Here is a 14,330-nt window from a genome sequence, read left to right as displayed (position 1 = left end):
GCGCGTCGCCGGCGTCCAGCATGGCGTCCACCAGCGCTTCGGCCTGGCCGGCGCTGTCGCCGAACCGCGCCAGCAACGGCTCGATCACGGACTGCGCCGCGCCGGAAAAGAGGGCCTCGCGCAGCTGGCCGGCAAGCGGGCTGGTGCGTAGGTCGGCAAAGCGGGACGTAGGCGGCAGGGGCACGGGCGGGGCGGCGGCGGACACAATGTGACGATTTTAAGCCCCGCCGGCCCCGTGCCCGCGTTGGCACGTGGGGTCCCGGGGTTTACAATGTCGCTTTTGCATGGCTGACGGCGCACACGGAGCAAACCATGTCGATGGCGGATCGCGACGGAAAAATCTGGATGGACGGCAAGTTGATCGAATGGCGTGACGCCAAGATCCACGTGCTCACCCATACCCTGCACTACGGCATGGGCGTGTTCGAGGGCGTGCGCGCCTACAAGACGCCGGCCGGCACCGCGATCTTCCGTCTCAAGGAACATACCCGCCGCCTGTTCAACTCGGCCAAGATCTTCCAGATGGCGATGCCTTTCGACGCGGCCACGCTGGAAGCGGCGCAGCTCGAAGTGGTCAAGGCCAACCAGCTCGAGTCCTGCTATATCCGCCCGCTGGTGTGGATCGGCTCGGAAAAGCTGGGCGTCTCGGCCAGGGGCAACACCATCCACGTGGCGATCGCCGCGTGGCCGTGGGGCGCATACCTGGGCGAAGAAGGCCTGGAGCGCGGCATCCGCGTCAAGACGTCTTCGTTCACCCGCCACCACGTCAATGTGTCGATGGTGAGGGCCAAGGCCAGCGGCTACTACATCAACTCGATCCTGGCCAACCAGGAAGCCACCAGCCTCGGCTATGACGAAGCGCTGCTGCTAGACACCGAAGGCTACGTCAGCGAAGGCTCCGGCGAGAACGTGTTCGTGGTGCGCGACGGCGTGATCTACACCCCCGACCTGGCTTCCTGCCTGGACGGCATCACGCGCGACGCCATCCTCACCATCGCCGGCGACCTGGGCATCCCGGTGCGCGAAAAGCGCATCACGCGCGACGAGGTCTACTGCGCCGACGAAGCGTTCTTCACCGGCACCGCCGCCGAGGTCACGCCGATCCGCGAGCTGGACGACCGCCTCATCGGCGAAGGCCGCCGCGGCCCGGTGACCAAGCGCGTGCAGGACGCGTTCTTCGCCGCCGTGGGCGGCACCAGCGAGCAGTACAAGCACTGGCTGACGCTGGTCTGAACGTGACCACGCCGAGGCGCAACACTGAGTCGAATCACCCAGTCACCGAATTACCGAAGCTGACCTGTTCACCGGGCTCCCGTCCGGTCCACGCAACGGACCGGACGGGGAAACGGATTCCAGTTCCACACAAGACCAAAACCATCCCCGCAACACCATGACGCAAACCGCCTCCGTAATCGAAATCGGCGCAGAAGACCTTCCGCTGCACTGCCCCACCGGCAACACGCCCGCGTGGAACTACCATCCGCGCGTCTTCCTCGACGTGACGGACACCGGCGAAGTGAAGTGCCCGTATTGCGGCACCGTCTACAAGCTCAAGGCAGGCACCGTCATCAAGGGTCACCACTGACACGCGCCACGCCTGACCGCGCCGACTCGACGCTCCGGCCCGCCAGCAGGCGCGCCGGAGCGTCGGCGTGCGCGGCGCGCGTGGAACGCAAGGCCCGCACCGTCCGCACCACCCGTATCACGCCCCTTTATCCGGCAGCGCTCCATCCATGAAAAAAGCCCTCGTCATCGCCCCCAACTGGATCGGCGACGCCCTGATGGCGCAGCCGCTCTTCTCGCTCATGAAAGCGCGCCATCCGCGCCTGCTCATCGACGCCCTCGCCCCCAAGTGGGTGGCGCCGGTGCTGGCGCGCATGCCCGAGATCAACCAGGTTTTCCCCAGCGAACTGGCGCACGGCAAGCTGCAGCTGTCGGCGCGGCTGATGTTCGCGCAGCAGCTCAAGAACGAAGGCTATGACGCAGCCTACGTGCTGCCCAACTCGCTCAAGTCGGCATTGATCCCCTGGCTGGCCGGCATCCCGCTGCGCATCGGCTACCGCGGCGAAGCGCGCTTCGGCATGCTCAATATCCGCCACGCCAACCCGCCGCGCGACCAGCGCCCGCCAATGGTCGAGCACTATGCGCGGCTGGCGCTCAAGCCCGGCGCGCGCCTGCCCGAGCACCTGCCCGAGCCGCGCCTGCGCACCGATCCCGCGCGCATGGCCAAGACCGCCGAGCGTTTCGGCATCCCGCCGCAGACGCGCCTGATCGCCTTCTGCCCGGGCGCGGAGTTCGGCCCGGCCAAGCGCTGGCCGGCGGCGCATTTCGCGGAGCTGGCGCAGATGCTCAAGCGCTCGTTCCCGTACGCGCAGATGATCACGCTGGGCTCGCCCAAGGACGCGGAGATCGCCGCCGAGATCGTCAAGGGCGCGCCCTTCGTGCGCAACCTGTGCGGCCAGACCTCGCTGGACGATGCCGTGGACCTGCTCGCGCTTTCCGAAGGCGCGGTGTGCAACGATTCCGGCCTGATGCACGTCACCGCGGCGCTGAACCGGCCCCAGGTGGCGGTGTTCGGCTCCAGTGACCCGCGCCATACCCCCCCGCTGTCGCAGGCTGCTAGTATCATGTGGCTGCAGCTCGAATGCAGTCCGTGCTTCAAACGCGAGTGCCCCCTGGGTCACCTGCGCTGCCTGAAAGATATCGAACCCGAAATGGTGTTCGTGGAGCTGCGCAAGCTCCTGCACCGCGCCTGACGCACCAAGCGCCGGCCCGCAGTTCGTGTCAATCCGGCCAACGAATCCTGAGTCCAGTCACCATGCCTCGTTTTGCCCGCCTGTTCGATTCCGCCGAAGACATTGTCGAAGCCTTTCGCGAAGCCATGAAACTGCGCGATGCGGATGGCTCGCTGCGCCTGTGGCTGGATGAGGACTCGGTCACCTGCGTGATGCCGGACGGCCAGCRCCTGATCGGCCACGAGCAGTTGCGCCAGGCCTTCGCCCAGCTGCTCGAGCTGCAGCCGGTGCTGATCGACGTGATCGAGACCAGCAGCCATGCCTCGCTCGGCGTGGCCATCTTCGACGTGACCGAGGCGCTGCGCTTCGGCGACGACCGCGTCGAGGCGGACCTCTACGTGCACACCACCTACGTGCTGATGCAGAACCACGAGGGCTGGCGCCTCGCGCATATCCACTGCAGCCCGGCCAACGCCGCCCAGGTCGCCGCCGTCAGCACGGCGCCGGGCCAGGCTCTGCATTAGTGGATTGCCGGACTGGCGCACGAGATACCCAACGCAGCATGACCGCATTCGGCAGCGGTCGCCGCATGCCCTGGTGGCTGTCCGGCGGCCACACCCAGACCATCATCCCCGCGCGCTTTACCCGGCGCCCGCGCACGGCCTTCAGGCGCGAACGCTGGACGGCGCCCRACAGCGACTTCATCGACCTCGACTGGACCACCCACGCGGTCACGCCGGATACGCCGCTGCTGGTCATGTTCCACGGCCTGGAAGGCAACTCGGAGAGCCACTACGCGCAGACCATGATGCATGCGCTGGCCGCGCGCGGCTGGCAGGGCGTGGTCCCGCATTTCCGCGGCTGCTCTGGCGAGCTGAACCTGGCGCCGCGCTTCTACCACTCCGGTGACGCGCAGGAGATCCGCTGGATCCTGGAGCGGCTGCACCGGGAGTACTGCGCGCACGGGCGCAAGCTGCTGGTAGTGGGCATCTCGCTGGGCGGCAACGCGCTGCTGCGCTACCTGGGCGAGGAAGGGGGCGGTGCGCGCTTCGTCAGCGCGGCGGCATCGGTCTCGGCGCCGCTGGACCTGGCCGGCGGCGGCGCGGCGCTCTCGCAGGGGTTCAACATGCTCTATACGCGCATGTTCCTGCAGACGCTCAAGCGCAAGTCGCAGGAGAAGCTGCGCCAGTATCCCGGCCTGTTCGACCGCACCGCCATGCTTGCCAGCCGCGACCTGTACGCCTTCGACAATATCGTGACGGCCCCGCTGCATGGCTTTCGCGATACCGACGATTACTGGAAGCGCGCTTCCAGCAAGCCAGTGCTCGGCGCCATCGCCGTGCCGACCCTGGTGCTCAATGCGCGCAACGATCCCTTCCTGCCGGCGCGCCACCTGCCCGGCCCCGCCCAGGTCAGCCCGCAAGTCCGGCTGGAGCAGCCGGAACACGGCGGTCACGTCGGTTTCATGACGCCGCGCGAAGATCTGCTGCGGGCGTTGCCCGTGCTGCCGTATGCCGGCCATATCGAGTGGCTGCCGGCGCGCATCCTGCAGTATTTCGACTCGGTCGCATAGGCTATCGGCGCTAGCGGCGCTAGCGGCGGCGCCGGGCGCGGCGAGATTCACCGGCGGGAAGGCCTGCTCCAGGGCTTCCCGCACAGGAGACAGCAACAATGGACGAGACAGTCAAGCAAGCCATGGCCCGCTGGCCCAACGTACCTAACTGCTACGGCTGGCTGGCGCTGGACCGGCGCGGGCAATGGCGCATGCGCAATGAGTATGCCCAGCAGAACGGCCTGTCGGGCGACCCGATCCGGCACCCGGCGCTGGTGGCCTTTATCGAGCGCAACTACCAGCACGACGAGCGCGGCGCCTGGCATTTCCAGAACGGACCGCAGCGCGTATTCGTTGCGCTGGCCTACGCGCCATGGATCGTGCGGCTGCACGAAGGACGGCTGCACACCACCACGGGGCGCGCCTTCACCCTGCGCGGCTGCCATGCGGACGAACACGGCAACGTGGTCCTGGCAGGCGAGATCGACGGGCAAGCAGGTGGCGGCGTCACCGCCGCGTTGTTGCACGACCATGATCTCGACGCGTTTAGCAGCGCCTGCACCTGGCATGGCGAGGCGTGCGGCGGCAATCTCGGCGTGTCCCATTTCCACGGCACCGATGTGCCGATCGAGCCGATCATCGAGGACGAAGTGCCGTCGCGCTACGGTTTCGTGCGGCAGCCCGCGCCGCCCGCAGGCGAAAACGCAGCCTGAGCCAGGGGCGCGGGCCGCTAGTTCGGCATGCCCTTGTTGTCCTGCTTTTCCTCGCGATACTGGCGTTCGAGCTGGTGCAGGCGCGCATCGACCTCCGACAGCGTGTAGAAATCCCCGTCGCCGGCCTTGCGCGCGATCTGCAATTGTTCGATGGCGGCCTGGTAGGCGCCGTCGACCGCGTACTTCTCGGCCAGCGCCTGGTGCTGCTGCACGCGCCGGCCCTGGGCCGCATAGGCCCGCGCCAGCATGTCCCACCATTCCGAGCGCGAGAGATCCTCGCGCGTGCGTTCGCGCAGGAAGGCCACCGCCTGGTCCAGGCGCCCCGCGCCCAGCAGGGTCGCCGCGTAGCTCACCGCCACCGCGTGCGATAGCGGGAAGGCCTTCATCGACGCCACCGCCTGGTTCAGCGCTTCCTGGGGCCGGCCCTGGCCGCGCGCCAGTTCGATCGCCATCACGTCGAGCATGGGGCTGCCCGAGGTCGCGCCGGGGATATTGCCGTAGAGCCGGCGCGCTTCGGCCAGCGACTGCTCGGCCGCGGCAAGGCGGCCCAGGCGCTGCTCGGCGAAGGCGATGCCGTAGTACAGCGCCGGCGTGCGCGCCGGCGAGGCCCCGGCCAGCTGCGCTTGCAGCGCGGTGCGGGCGTTCTGCACGTCGCTCGGCGTGGTTTCCTGGATGATGCGGGCGCGCATGCGCGCGAATTCGTATTCTGGCGTGCTGGCGACGCGGCGCACCGCCACATGGCTGACGCGGTCCTGCATGTCGGCGATACGCTCCGAGGTCAGCGGGTGGGTACGCACATAGGCAGGCACCGAGCTTTCCGAGATGCCCATCACCCGCTGCAGGCGCTTGAAGAAGTCCGGCATGCCCTGCGGATCGAAGCCGGCYGCGGTCATGATCTGGAAGCCGACGCGGTCGGCCTCGCGCTCGGCGCCGCGCGAGAACGACAGCTGGTTGGCCACCGCCGCGGCCTGCCCGCCCACTGCCAGCGCCGACGCCGCGTCGCCGCTCTTGGTGGCGGCCAGGCCCGCCAGCACCATCGATGCCAGCGCGATCCACATCGACTGGTCCTGCGAGGTGATGCCGCGCGCGATATGGCGCTGCATCACGTGGCCGATTTCGTGGCCGAGCACCGAGGCCAGTTCCGACTCCGTGTCCGACTGCACCAGCAGGCCGGAATGCACGCCGATATACCCGCCCGGCAGCGCGAAGGCGTTGATGCTGCGGTCACGCACCGCGAACAGCTCGAAGCCGGTGGCAAAGGTGCCCGACCCCGTCGAGCCCGAGATGTTCTGCCGGCGCGCCGCCTGCACCAGCCGGTAGCCGAGCGCGTTCAGGTAGTCGGCCAGCAGCGGGTCCACCACATAGTCCGGATCGCGCCGGATGTCGCGCATGATGCGCTCGCCCAGGCGCCGTTCCATGTCGGGCGTGAGCGAGGCGGTGGAGGGATCGCCAAGATCCGGCAACTGCACGCCACTGGTTTCCACCACCGTGTTATTGGTACGCAACCCGAACTCGGATTTCTGGCCCGCCTTCACGCTGCGGTTCAGGTTGTCGTAGACCTGGTCGCTGCCGTCTGCGCCGCCCGCGGCATCCGCGGCGGTGCGCGCGGGATCGTTCAGCAACTGGCGCTGCTGCGGCCAGGCGGGCAGTGCCATGGTCAGCGCCAGCAGCGCCGCAAGCGAGCGGCGCACGAGCATCGGAGGGACCAGGAAAGCGGCGGGTCCGCCATGCCGCATGCGAGCCTCGGGCGAGTCCGGGCTTGCCTGTCGGGCGGGCGAGGAGAGCGCTCCGCGGAGCGTTGAATTCTTGCGCATCTTGCTATGATAGCGGCCTCTGGAAGCCATTCCCATCGGGCATCCCCGGGCTTGGCCCGGGCCCTGCCAGACGTTGAGCCCGCGGGCGCGGCGAAGCATCCGTGCCGTGCCGTTTTTTCCGCAACTCCCCTCGATTCCCGTCCACGCCATGAGCCAGCTCACCCATTTCGATTCCGCCGGACAAGCCCATATGGTCGACGTCGGCACCAAGGCGCACAGCCACCGCGTGGCCATCGCCACTGGCGCCATCACCATGCTGCCGGCAACCTTCGCGTTGGTGCGCGACGGCACCGCCAAGAAGGGCGACGTGCTGGGCATTGCGCGCGTGGCCGCCATCATGGCCACCAAGCGCACCTCCGACCTGATCCCCCTGTGCCATCCGCTGGCGCTCACCAAGGTTGCGGTGGACTTTGCGCTGGACCAGGCCGCCGCCACCGTGCGCTGCACCGTGCGCGCCGAGACCCACGGCCAGACCGGCGTGGAAATGGAAGCGCTGACCGGCGTCCAGGTCGCGCTGCTGACCATCTACGACATGTGCAAGGCAGTGGACCGGGGGATGGTGATGGGGGATGTGAAGTTGCTGGAGAAGCATGGGGGGAAGTCGGGGGACTGGGTGGCAACCCCGTGATCTAAAAATGGTCTTCGGCCTTGGGGGAATCCGAAGTGTTTGCGTTTCTGCCTGCGTATCGAACGGCGACTCCCCGCATTGGCTCCTCGCGTTGACTCCTCACTTAGGCGAACCGTCGAATCGCGAAAGCAGAAGTCACAAGGCAAGCCGCCGTCTAGACTTGATCCAGCTGACGAGTCCACCACCGCGCCCAAAGGAGACCGGCTATGTTGACGCAGAAGACAAAAGACATCGTGAAGGCAACTGCGCCGGTGCTGGCCGAACATGGCTCCGCCATCGTAAAGCGCTTCTATGAACGCATGCTCGGCGCGCATCCCGAGCTGAAGAATGTGTTCAACATGGCGCATCAGGAGCAGGGGCAGCAGCAGGAAGCACTCGCGCGCGCGGTCTACGCGTATGCCGAGAATATCGAGGATCCGAGCAGCCTGGCGGCAGTGCTGAAAAACATTGCCAACAAGCATGCGAGCCTGGGCGTCAGGCCTGAGCAGTATCCGATTGTCGGGGAGCATCTGCTGGCGGCCATCAAGGAGGTACTAGGCGGCGCCGCGACGGAAGAGATTATCTCCGCATGGGCACAGGCTTACGGGAACCTTGCAGACGTGCTGATGGGCATGGAAAGCGAGCTGTACGAGCGGTCCGCGGAGGAACCCGGGGGCTGGACCGGCGGGCGTACCTTTGTCGTTCGCGAGAAGCGGCCCGAAAGCAGCGTGATCACGTCGTTCATCCTCGAGCCCAAGGATGGCGGCCCCGTGTTGAACTTCGAACCCGGTCAATACATCAGCATCGCAGTCGACGTGCCTGCGCTCGGTGTGCGGCAGATTCGCCAGTACAGTCTGTCGGATATGCCAAACGGGCGCAGCTAYCGAATCTCGGTGAAGCGTGAAGGCGGCGGTACGAACCCTCCGGGGCATGTGTCGTGCCTCTTGCATGATCATGTCAAGGTTGGAGACGAGGTTCAGCTGGCAGCGCCGTATGGCACCTTCCATATCGATGTCGATGCCAGGACCCCGATCGTCCTGATCAGCGGTGGCGTGGGGCTGACGCCCATGATCAGCATGCTCAAAAGGGCAATACAAGACCCGCAGCGGCAAGTGGTATTCGTGCATGGCGCGCGCAACAGCGGGGTACACGCCATGCGTGACCGGCTGCGTGAAACCGCCAAGACGTATGCCAATCTCGATGTGATCGTGTTCTACGACGACCCGCTGCCGCAGGATGTTGCTGGCCGGGACTACGATTACGCAGGGCTTGTCGATGTCAAGGCGATCAAGGATGCGATCCTGCTGCCCGATGCCGACTATTACATCTGCGGGCCGATCCCCTTTATGCGCATGCAGCATGACGCGCTGAAAGAGCTGGGAATCCAGGAGCCGCATATTCACTACGAAGTGTTTGGGCCAGACCTGTTCGCCGAATAGGAGGCAATAGGAGGAAGTAGCAGGAAGCCGGCCGGAACCATTTGCGCGGTGCCGTCCGGCAGCGCCGTGGCCTGTCGGACATTCCCGCGGCAATGCGTGAAGTTCCATCAGCATGGTGGCAACTCGGCGGACCGGGCGCGGCAGGAACCCAAGCCCACCCGGCGGGCGCCACGGGAGCGCGCCGCCCGCCGGGGTATCGAGGCCGTCCCTCGCCAGCGTCCGCGATTCGTGTCGCGACCGACATGATCTGGCGCCCATGCGTATTCCGCTGTAACAAGCGTAACGCGGCATTTCGCCAGCCGTGGGGCGCGCGCCGCCTGGGGCAAATTGGTATTCAATGCAGTTTAGGGGGCGCCAATGCGCCGCCGGCGGGGTGTCGTCCCGCGATCATCCATGGGTGAGCAACATGAACGGGCGTAGGTTTGGCCAGCTTCTGCTGGTGGTGGCAGCGCTGGCGGTCAGCGGGACCGCCCTGGCGGGAGGGGGTGGCGGCCATGGCGGCGGCGGGCACGGCGGCGGTGGATGGCACGGCGGCGGTGGATGGCATGGCGGCGGATGGCATGGCGGATGGCACGGCAGCGTGGGCGTCGTGATCGGTCCCGGTTTCGGCTATGGCTATGGTTATGGCTGGGGCTACCCCTATCCGTACTACGCGCCCGGCTACTACTATCCGCCCGTAGTCGCGGCACCGTCGGGGCCGCCGCAATATATCGAGCAGGGCCAGGATGGCCCGGTCGACATGGGCGGCCCGGCAGCCGCGGCGCCCGCTCCCGCGCAGGCGTTCTGGTATCACTGCGGCCGGCCGGATGGCTATTACCCGTATATCAAGGCCTGCCCGGGCGGGTGGGAGAAGGTACCGGCCCAGCCACCGGCCTGAGCGCGCGCAGAGAACGCGTACCCGTGCGCTCGCGGCATCGCCTTGCGGCCGCGTGCGACGGTTTTCTTGACTGACGATTTGCTGACCGAGGTACCGAGGTGCAGAGATGAAAACGTTGATCCGTCCAGCTTTGGCCAAACGCCCCGTCTTGCTGGCCCTGCCTTTGGCCGCCCTGGTGCTGGCCGGCTGCGCCGTGATGCCCAGTGGCCCCAGCGTGATGGTGCTGCCGGGCACGGGCAAGAACTTCGACCAGTTCCGCGCCGACGACTATGGTTGCCGCCAGTTCGCCTTCGGGCAGGTCGGCGGCGTGACCGCCAACCAGGCCGCCACCACCAGCGCGGTCGGCAGCGCCGCGGTGGGCACGGCGCTGGGCGCGGCGGCGGGCGCGGCCTTCAACGGCGGAGCGGGCGCGGCGGTAGGTGCGGGCGTGGGCCTGCTGACCGGCGCCGCGGTTGGTGCGGGCAACGCGCAATATGCCGGCTATGGCAGCCAGCGCCAGTACGACGCGGCCTATGTGCAATGCATGTACGCCAGCGGCCACCGCGTGCCGGTCTATGGCCAGATGGTGTCGTCGGCCCCGCGGCCGGCAGCGCCGACCTACTACTATCCGCCTCCGCCCCCGGGCTACGTTCCGCAGTAGCGACCGGCCAGCCAGTCCCGCATCCCGTGCCCGCGCAGGCCTGATGCCGCGCGGCGCGGGATGTGTCTATTCGGGGTCGTCCTCCGCATCGTCCTGGGCATCGTGCGCCTGCCCATGCCCGGGCATCGCCTGGCTGCGCGACTGCACCCAGTCGCAGAACGCCTGCGGCCGCGCGGCCGCGTCCACCTCGGAACAGGCGTGGGCCAGTTCGGCAAACTGGTGCGCTTCGTCACCGGCATAGTAGAAACGCAGGCGCTCCAGCCAGGCGCGGCCCTGCGCGGGATCGCCGGTCAGCGCCAGCAGCCAGGCGGTGCGCGCGATCATCGTCGGCGTGGGCAGCAGGTGTACGGCGGCGATATGCGGCCCGAGCAGCCGCGCCGCGTTCGCCGGCGTGATGACCGCATCCTCGGCGGCGTCGGAAGCGGCGGCCTGGCGGAACCAGCGCTGCGGCATCGGCAGCGCGGCGCGGCGCTCGGCGCGGGCATATTCGCGCGCCTCGGCGCGGCGGAAGTCCTGCCACATGGTCGTGAGGACAACGGCCGCCACGCCCGCATACACGAGCCCGGCCAGCACGGCGGCCGCGCGCGGCAAACGCATGCGGCCGAAGCCGGACGGCTCCAGCCAGGCCAGCATGAAACAGAACGGCAGCAGGAAGTACAGGTAATGCAGCGGATACTCCAGCATGGAATGCGCGCACAGCATCGCCAGCCAGGTCAGCACCAGGACCGTCTGCGCCCGCTCCTTCRCGTCGCCGCGCCAAAGGCGACGGTACGCAACGCGCCATAGCCAGGCCAGCAGCGACAACATCACGCCGGCCGTCCCGACCAGGCCGGTCTTGGCCAGCAGGTCCAGCAAGGCGTTGTGGGCATGGAGGGACATCTCCACCTTCACGCCCACCTGCTCCATCTGGGCAAACTGCGCCCAGCCGAACTCACCCCAGCTCACGCCCAGCCACGGATGCGAGCGGAACATGGCCCACGCGTGGGTCCACATCGCGCCCCGCCACGACAACTGGTCCGCGCCCTGCAGTTGCGCCACCGTATCGAACAGCCGCCAGCCCATTGCCTGTCCCGCACTCTTGATCGCGGGCTGGAGGATCAGCAGCGTCACCACCATCGCCACGGCGGCAAACACGAGTCCCGCGGGACGGCGCATCGGATTGTTGCCGCCCGGACGCGCACGCCGCATCATGCCGCCGCCTGCGCCCTGCCCGCGCGCCATCCACGCCATCACCAGCGCGTAAGCCGCGGCCAGCCCCACGTGCAGCACCCCGGTGCGCGAACCGGACAGCACGATGYCACTCACCAGCAGCACCGCCGCGGCCAGCCAGGCCGGCGCCCGCAAGCGGCCGCGCGCCGCCAGCCACACCGCCGCCGCCAGCGCCAGGCCCTCGACCGTGGCCTGGTGATTGGGCTGGTTCAGATTGCCCCACAGGCGGCGGTTGTCGTCATAGAAGTAGGTGGATACCAGCCCCACTGTGTCGGGCTCCAGCCCGAACACCTGGACCCACTGCGCCACGGCGCCCAGCAGTCCCGCCACCAGCCACGCGATGGCCAGCGTATCGACCATTGCCTGCCGCTCGGCCGATGATGCGGTCCGCCCCTGTCGCCACGCCGCCCACATCACAGCCGCTGCAAGCGCGAGCACCAGTTCCGTCACCAGGCGGCTGCCGGACACATCTTCCATGCCGGCGAGCCCCTGCACGATGCCGGTAGCGATCAGCCAGAGGGGGAAGAGGAGGATCCAGGGAAGCTGGGCTGGCCCCGCCTGGTAACCATAGCCGTAACCGGCGGCTTGCCGGGGCGTTACGGCGCCCAGAATGATGACGGCGACGGCGAACAGCAGCGCGGAAGTCCATTCGCCGTAGAAGGTGGCGAGCGGAAGCGTATGCCGGGAAACCAGCAGCGGCACGACGAGCGTGGCGGCGAGGAAGCTGAGGGGAATGGCTGACCGGGAGGACAGCATGCGGGATGCCTTGTGATGCCGGTTGGCAAAAGGCGGATGATAGCTTGGGGGGCGGGAAAAGAAAAAGCGCCCGGAGGCGCTTTTTCTTGAGGATGTAGGGCGGGGATGCAAATCAGGGGAATGATCCGTTTTGCTCAACTGCCCGCGGCCACCACCTCGGCATGCACTTTTGGCTCTCCATAGAGGCTGAGCAACTGCGACTTGAATCCACTCAGCAGGGATTTTTGGTTATCGCACATGGCGATCAGCCACGCATAGTGCGCATCGAATTCCGTGCCCGAAAGATTCCTGAGGCGCTTGACCTGTAGAAGCGCCTCCTCCGGCCGACGGTCCAGCGCGAGAAGGACTGTGTAGCGGCGGATGTACTTGGGTGAAGCAGCCACGTCCAAGGCGCTCTCGTGAAGGGCGATCTTTTCCCGGAGCATATCTGTGGTCAGAGGAATTCCGCCAACGAGCCCGCGCTGTCCCCAGTCGCCGAAGATCAGTGACGGATTCAGCGTGTAGTTCCTGGCAGCCTGGCCCTCGTAAACAGCCCTCGCATTCTGATAGTCGAAACCACCCGCGACAAGCCCGAACAGCACGCCGCCGAGCGAAAACAGACTCAGGACTGACAGAAGCCTGCCGGAGGCGCTTTGCCAAACCGAGGTTTCCGCCATGCCAAGCAGCAGGCAAACCGGCAACAGGAAAAAGGCATAGGTTTGCGGGAATTCCAGCATGGCATGCACCGCGACCACCGTAACCATGGTGAGGCAATAGATACGTTGCGAAGCCTCGCGGCCTGCGCGCACGGCTTGCGCGCAACGCCAGGCCCACAGGACGCATGGCACCAGCACGGCAAGCGCCCCCGCAATGCCTGTCTTGGCAAGCAGATCCAGCACGATATTGTGCGCATTATCGGCAACGACGACAGGTCCGAGACGATCAGCAATGAGATATTGCGCCCGCATATACTCGCCCCAGCCAACCCCAAGCAGCGGATGCTCGCGCGCAATTTCCAGCGCATAGCGCCATAGCGCGAGACGCGGCGACACGTGCAACTCTCTCGCCAGGCGTTCGGTAGTCGAGGCCAGATGAAGTTCAAGGGATTGATTGAGCAAAGACACGAGCGCCATCGCCGCAATCAGTACCAGAAGCGGCAAGGCCCCCAGGACCGCCGCACGCACCCAGTCGGCTCTCCCCGGCCTGCCTCTCGTGGCCGAAAGCGCCGTTGCGGCGGCGCCTGCGCCAACCACGACGGCCTGCAGTATCGGGGTGCGCGATACGGTCAGCGCGATGCCAATGCTCAGCACGACAAGCGAGGCCCCTAAGGTGGCCCTGCCGATCAGGCGCCCGCACCACAGGTAAAGCGCGCTGGCCACGGCCAGCGCAGCGAGGGTGGCARGATGGTTTGCCTGCAGGAGGTTGGCGAAAGGCCTGCGCCCCTCTTCAAAGGGCAATGCGACAACCCACGGCGCGAGGTACCGCTCCAGGCCAAAAGCCTGCATCCAAGCCATGCCGCTGGAGATGATGCCACCAATCACGCACCCAACTGCACAGACATGCAGGATCAGTTCCGCTCGCCGCCGGTCCAGGGACAGCCAGCATCCGGCCTGGATCGTCAGTGCGGCAGCGATGCAAAAGAAGATCGCCAGATAAGAGGCCACGGGCCGCTCGAGCCGAATCGCCGCCAGTTGGACAATCAACACGGCGGCAAAGGCAATTGGTGCCACGGCGACAGCGGCCACCCTGGAAGCCCCTCCACGACCTGCCTCCATAGAGAATGCAAGCAGACAAATGGTCATTGCCGCAGCAATGGCCAGCGACTCGGCATAGAAGGATGGAATCGGAAGGGGATGTGGCGCTATCAGGTATGGGACCGTCCACAGGGCGAACGTCATCACCAGCGTAATCGAGAGGCGCAGCGGCCCAGATCTGGCTTTCACGGCATTGGTTCCGATGTCAGGAAAACAGCTCTCACGCGCGCCACAGGCTGCACCGGAGAAGACTGA

The 14,330-nt window shown here is 66.9% G+C and carries 13 protein-coding genes; 10 read left to right on the top strand and 3 right to left on the bottom strand.

Annotated elements, in window-relative coordinates:
* Nucleotides 1-312 precede the first annotated feature (312 nt).
* The 6 genes from AC1DO7_RS06925 to AC1DO7_RS06900 all read left to right on the top strand — a co-directional run bounded on the left by AC1DO7_RS06925 (nucleotide 313) and on the right by AC1DO7_RS06900 (nucleotide 5,000).
* The gene (locus AC1DO7_RS06925; RefSeq protein ID WP_441621489.1) at nucleotides 313-1,233 is read left to right on the top strand and encodes a branched-chain amino acid transaminase; all 921 of its coding nucleotides are present in this window, start codon (nucleotides 313-315) and stop codon (nucleotides 1,231-1,233) included.
* Nucleotides 1,234-1,390: 157 nt separating this feature from the next.
* Complete coding sequence (locus AC1DO7_RS06920; RefSeq protein WP_017228539.1) at nucleotides 1,391-1,585, top strand: zinc-finger domain-containing protein; 195 nt, start codon at nucleotides 1,391-1,393, stop codon at nucleotides 1,583-1,585.
* A 148-nt stretch (nucleotides 1,586-1,733) separates the two neighbouring features.
* Complete coding sequence (gene waaF / locus AC1DO7_RS06915) at nucleotides 1,734-2,756, top strand: lipopolysaccharide heptosyltransferase II (protein WP_441621487.1); 1,023 nt, start codon at nucleotides 1,734-1,736, stop codon at nucleotides 2,754-2,756.
* 62 nt (nucleotides 2,757-2,818) lie between these two features.
* Nucleotides 2,819-3,259 (top strand): YybH family protein, encoded by a 441-nt coding sequence (locus tag AC1DO7_RS06910; RefSeq protein WP_477115925.1) that lies wholly within the window; start codon nucleotides 2,819-2,821, stop codon nucleotides 3,257-3,259.
* A gap of 38 nt (nucleotides 3,260-3,297) precedes the next feature.
* Complete coding sequence (locus AC1DO7_RS06905; RefSeq protein WP_477115924.1) at nucleotides 3,298-4,308, top strand: YheT family hydrolase; 1,011 nt, start codon at nucleotides 3,298-3,300, stop codon at nucleotides 4,306-4,308.
* 98 nt (nucleotides 4,309-4,406) lie between these two features.
* Nucleotides 4,407-5,000 (top strand): DUF2946 family protein, encoded by a 594-nt coding sequence (locus tag AC1DO7_RS06900; RefSeq protein WP_441621481.1) that lies wholly within the window; start codon nucleotides 4,407-4,409, stop codon nucleotides 4,998-5,000.
* 17 nt (nucleotides 5,001-5,017) lie between these two features.
* Here AC1DO7_RS06900 and AC1DO7_RS06895 read toward each other — a convergent pair whose 3' ends face one another.
* Nucleotides 5,018-6,697 carry a M48 family metallopeptidase gene (locus tag AC1DO7_RS06895; protein ID WP_441621479.1) on the bottom strand — a complete coding sequence of 560 codons (1,680 nt, stop codon included), beginning with the start codon at nucleotides 6,695-6,697 and terminating at the stop codon, nucleotides 5,018-5,020.
* Nucleotides 6,698-6,962: 265 nt separating this feature from the next.
* On the opposite strand from AC1DO7_RS06895, the gene moaC reads away from it, so the two are divergent.
* From moaC to AC1DO7_RS06875, 4 genes are all read left to right on the top strand, one after another.
* Nucleotides 6,963-7,442: a cyclic pyranopterin monophosphate synthase MoaC gene (moaC, locus tag AC1DO7_RS06890; RefSeq protein ID WP_441621477.1), complete on the top strand. Its 480-nt coding sequence runs from the start codon at nucleotides 6,963-6,965 to the stop codon at nucleotides 7,440-7,442.
* Nucleotides 7,443-7,648: 206 nt separating this feature from the next.
* Entirely contained in the window at nucleotides 7,649-8,860 is a 1,212-nt protein-coding gene (gene hmpA, locus AC1DO7_RS06885; protein ID WP_441621475.1) for an NO-inducible flavohemoprotein, read from the top strand.
* A gap of 406 nt (nucleotides 8,861-9,266) precedes the next feature.
* A complete protein-coding gene (locus AC1DO7_RS06880) occupies nucleotides 9,267-9,737 on the top strand; it encodes a hypothetical protein (protein ID WP_441621474.1) in 471 nt (156 codons plus the stop codon).
* 106 nt (nucleotides 9,738-9,843) lie between these two features.
* Nucleotides 9,844-10,377: a hypothetical protein gene (locus tag AC1DO7_RS06875; protein WP_441621473.1), complete on the top strand. Its 534-nt coding sequence runs from the start codon at nucleotides 9,844-9,846 to the stop codon at nucleotides 10,375-10,377.
* 66 nt (nucleotides 10,378-10,443) lie between these two features.
* Here AC1DO7_RS06875 and AC1DO7_RS06870 read toward each other — a convergent pair whose 3' ends face one another.
* Together AC1DO7_RS06870 and AC1DO7_RS06865 are read right to left on the bottom strand one after the other, a co-directional pair.
* Nucleotides 10,444-12,342, bottom strand: coding sequence for a PglL family O-oligosaccharyltransferase (locus AC1DO7_RS06870; protein WP_477115923.1), 1,899 nt, complete (start codon nucleotides 12,340-12,342; stop codon nucleotides 10,444-10,446).
* Between the two features lie 134 nt (nucleotides 12,343-12,476).
* Nucleotides 12,477-14,330: PglL family O-oligosaccharyltransferase (locus AC1DO7_RS06865; protein WP_477115922.1), on the bottom strand; the 1,854-nt coding region annotated here is incomplete at its 5' end.

The organism is Cupriavidus sp. 05N40 (genome assembly GCF_056397305.1).
The sequence above is the reverse complement of the archived record's forward strand: the minus strand, read 5'-3'. Positions and strand labels throughout refer to the sequence as shown.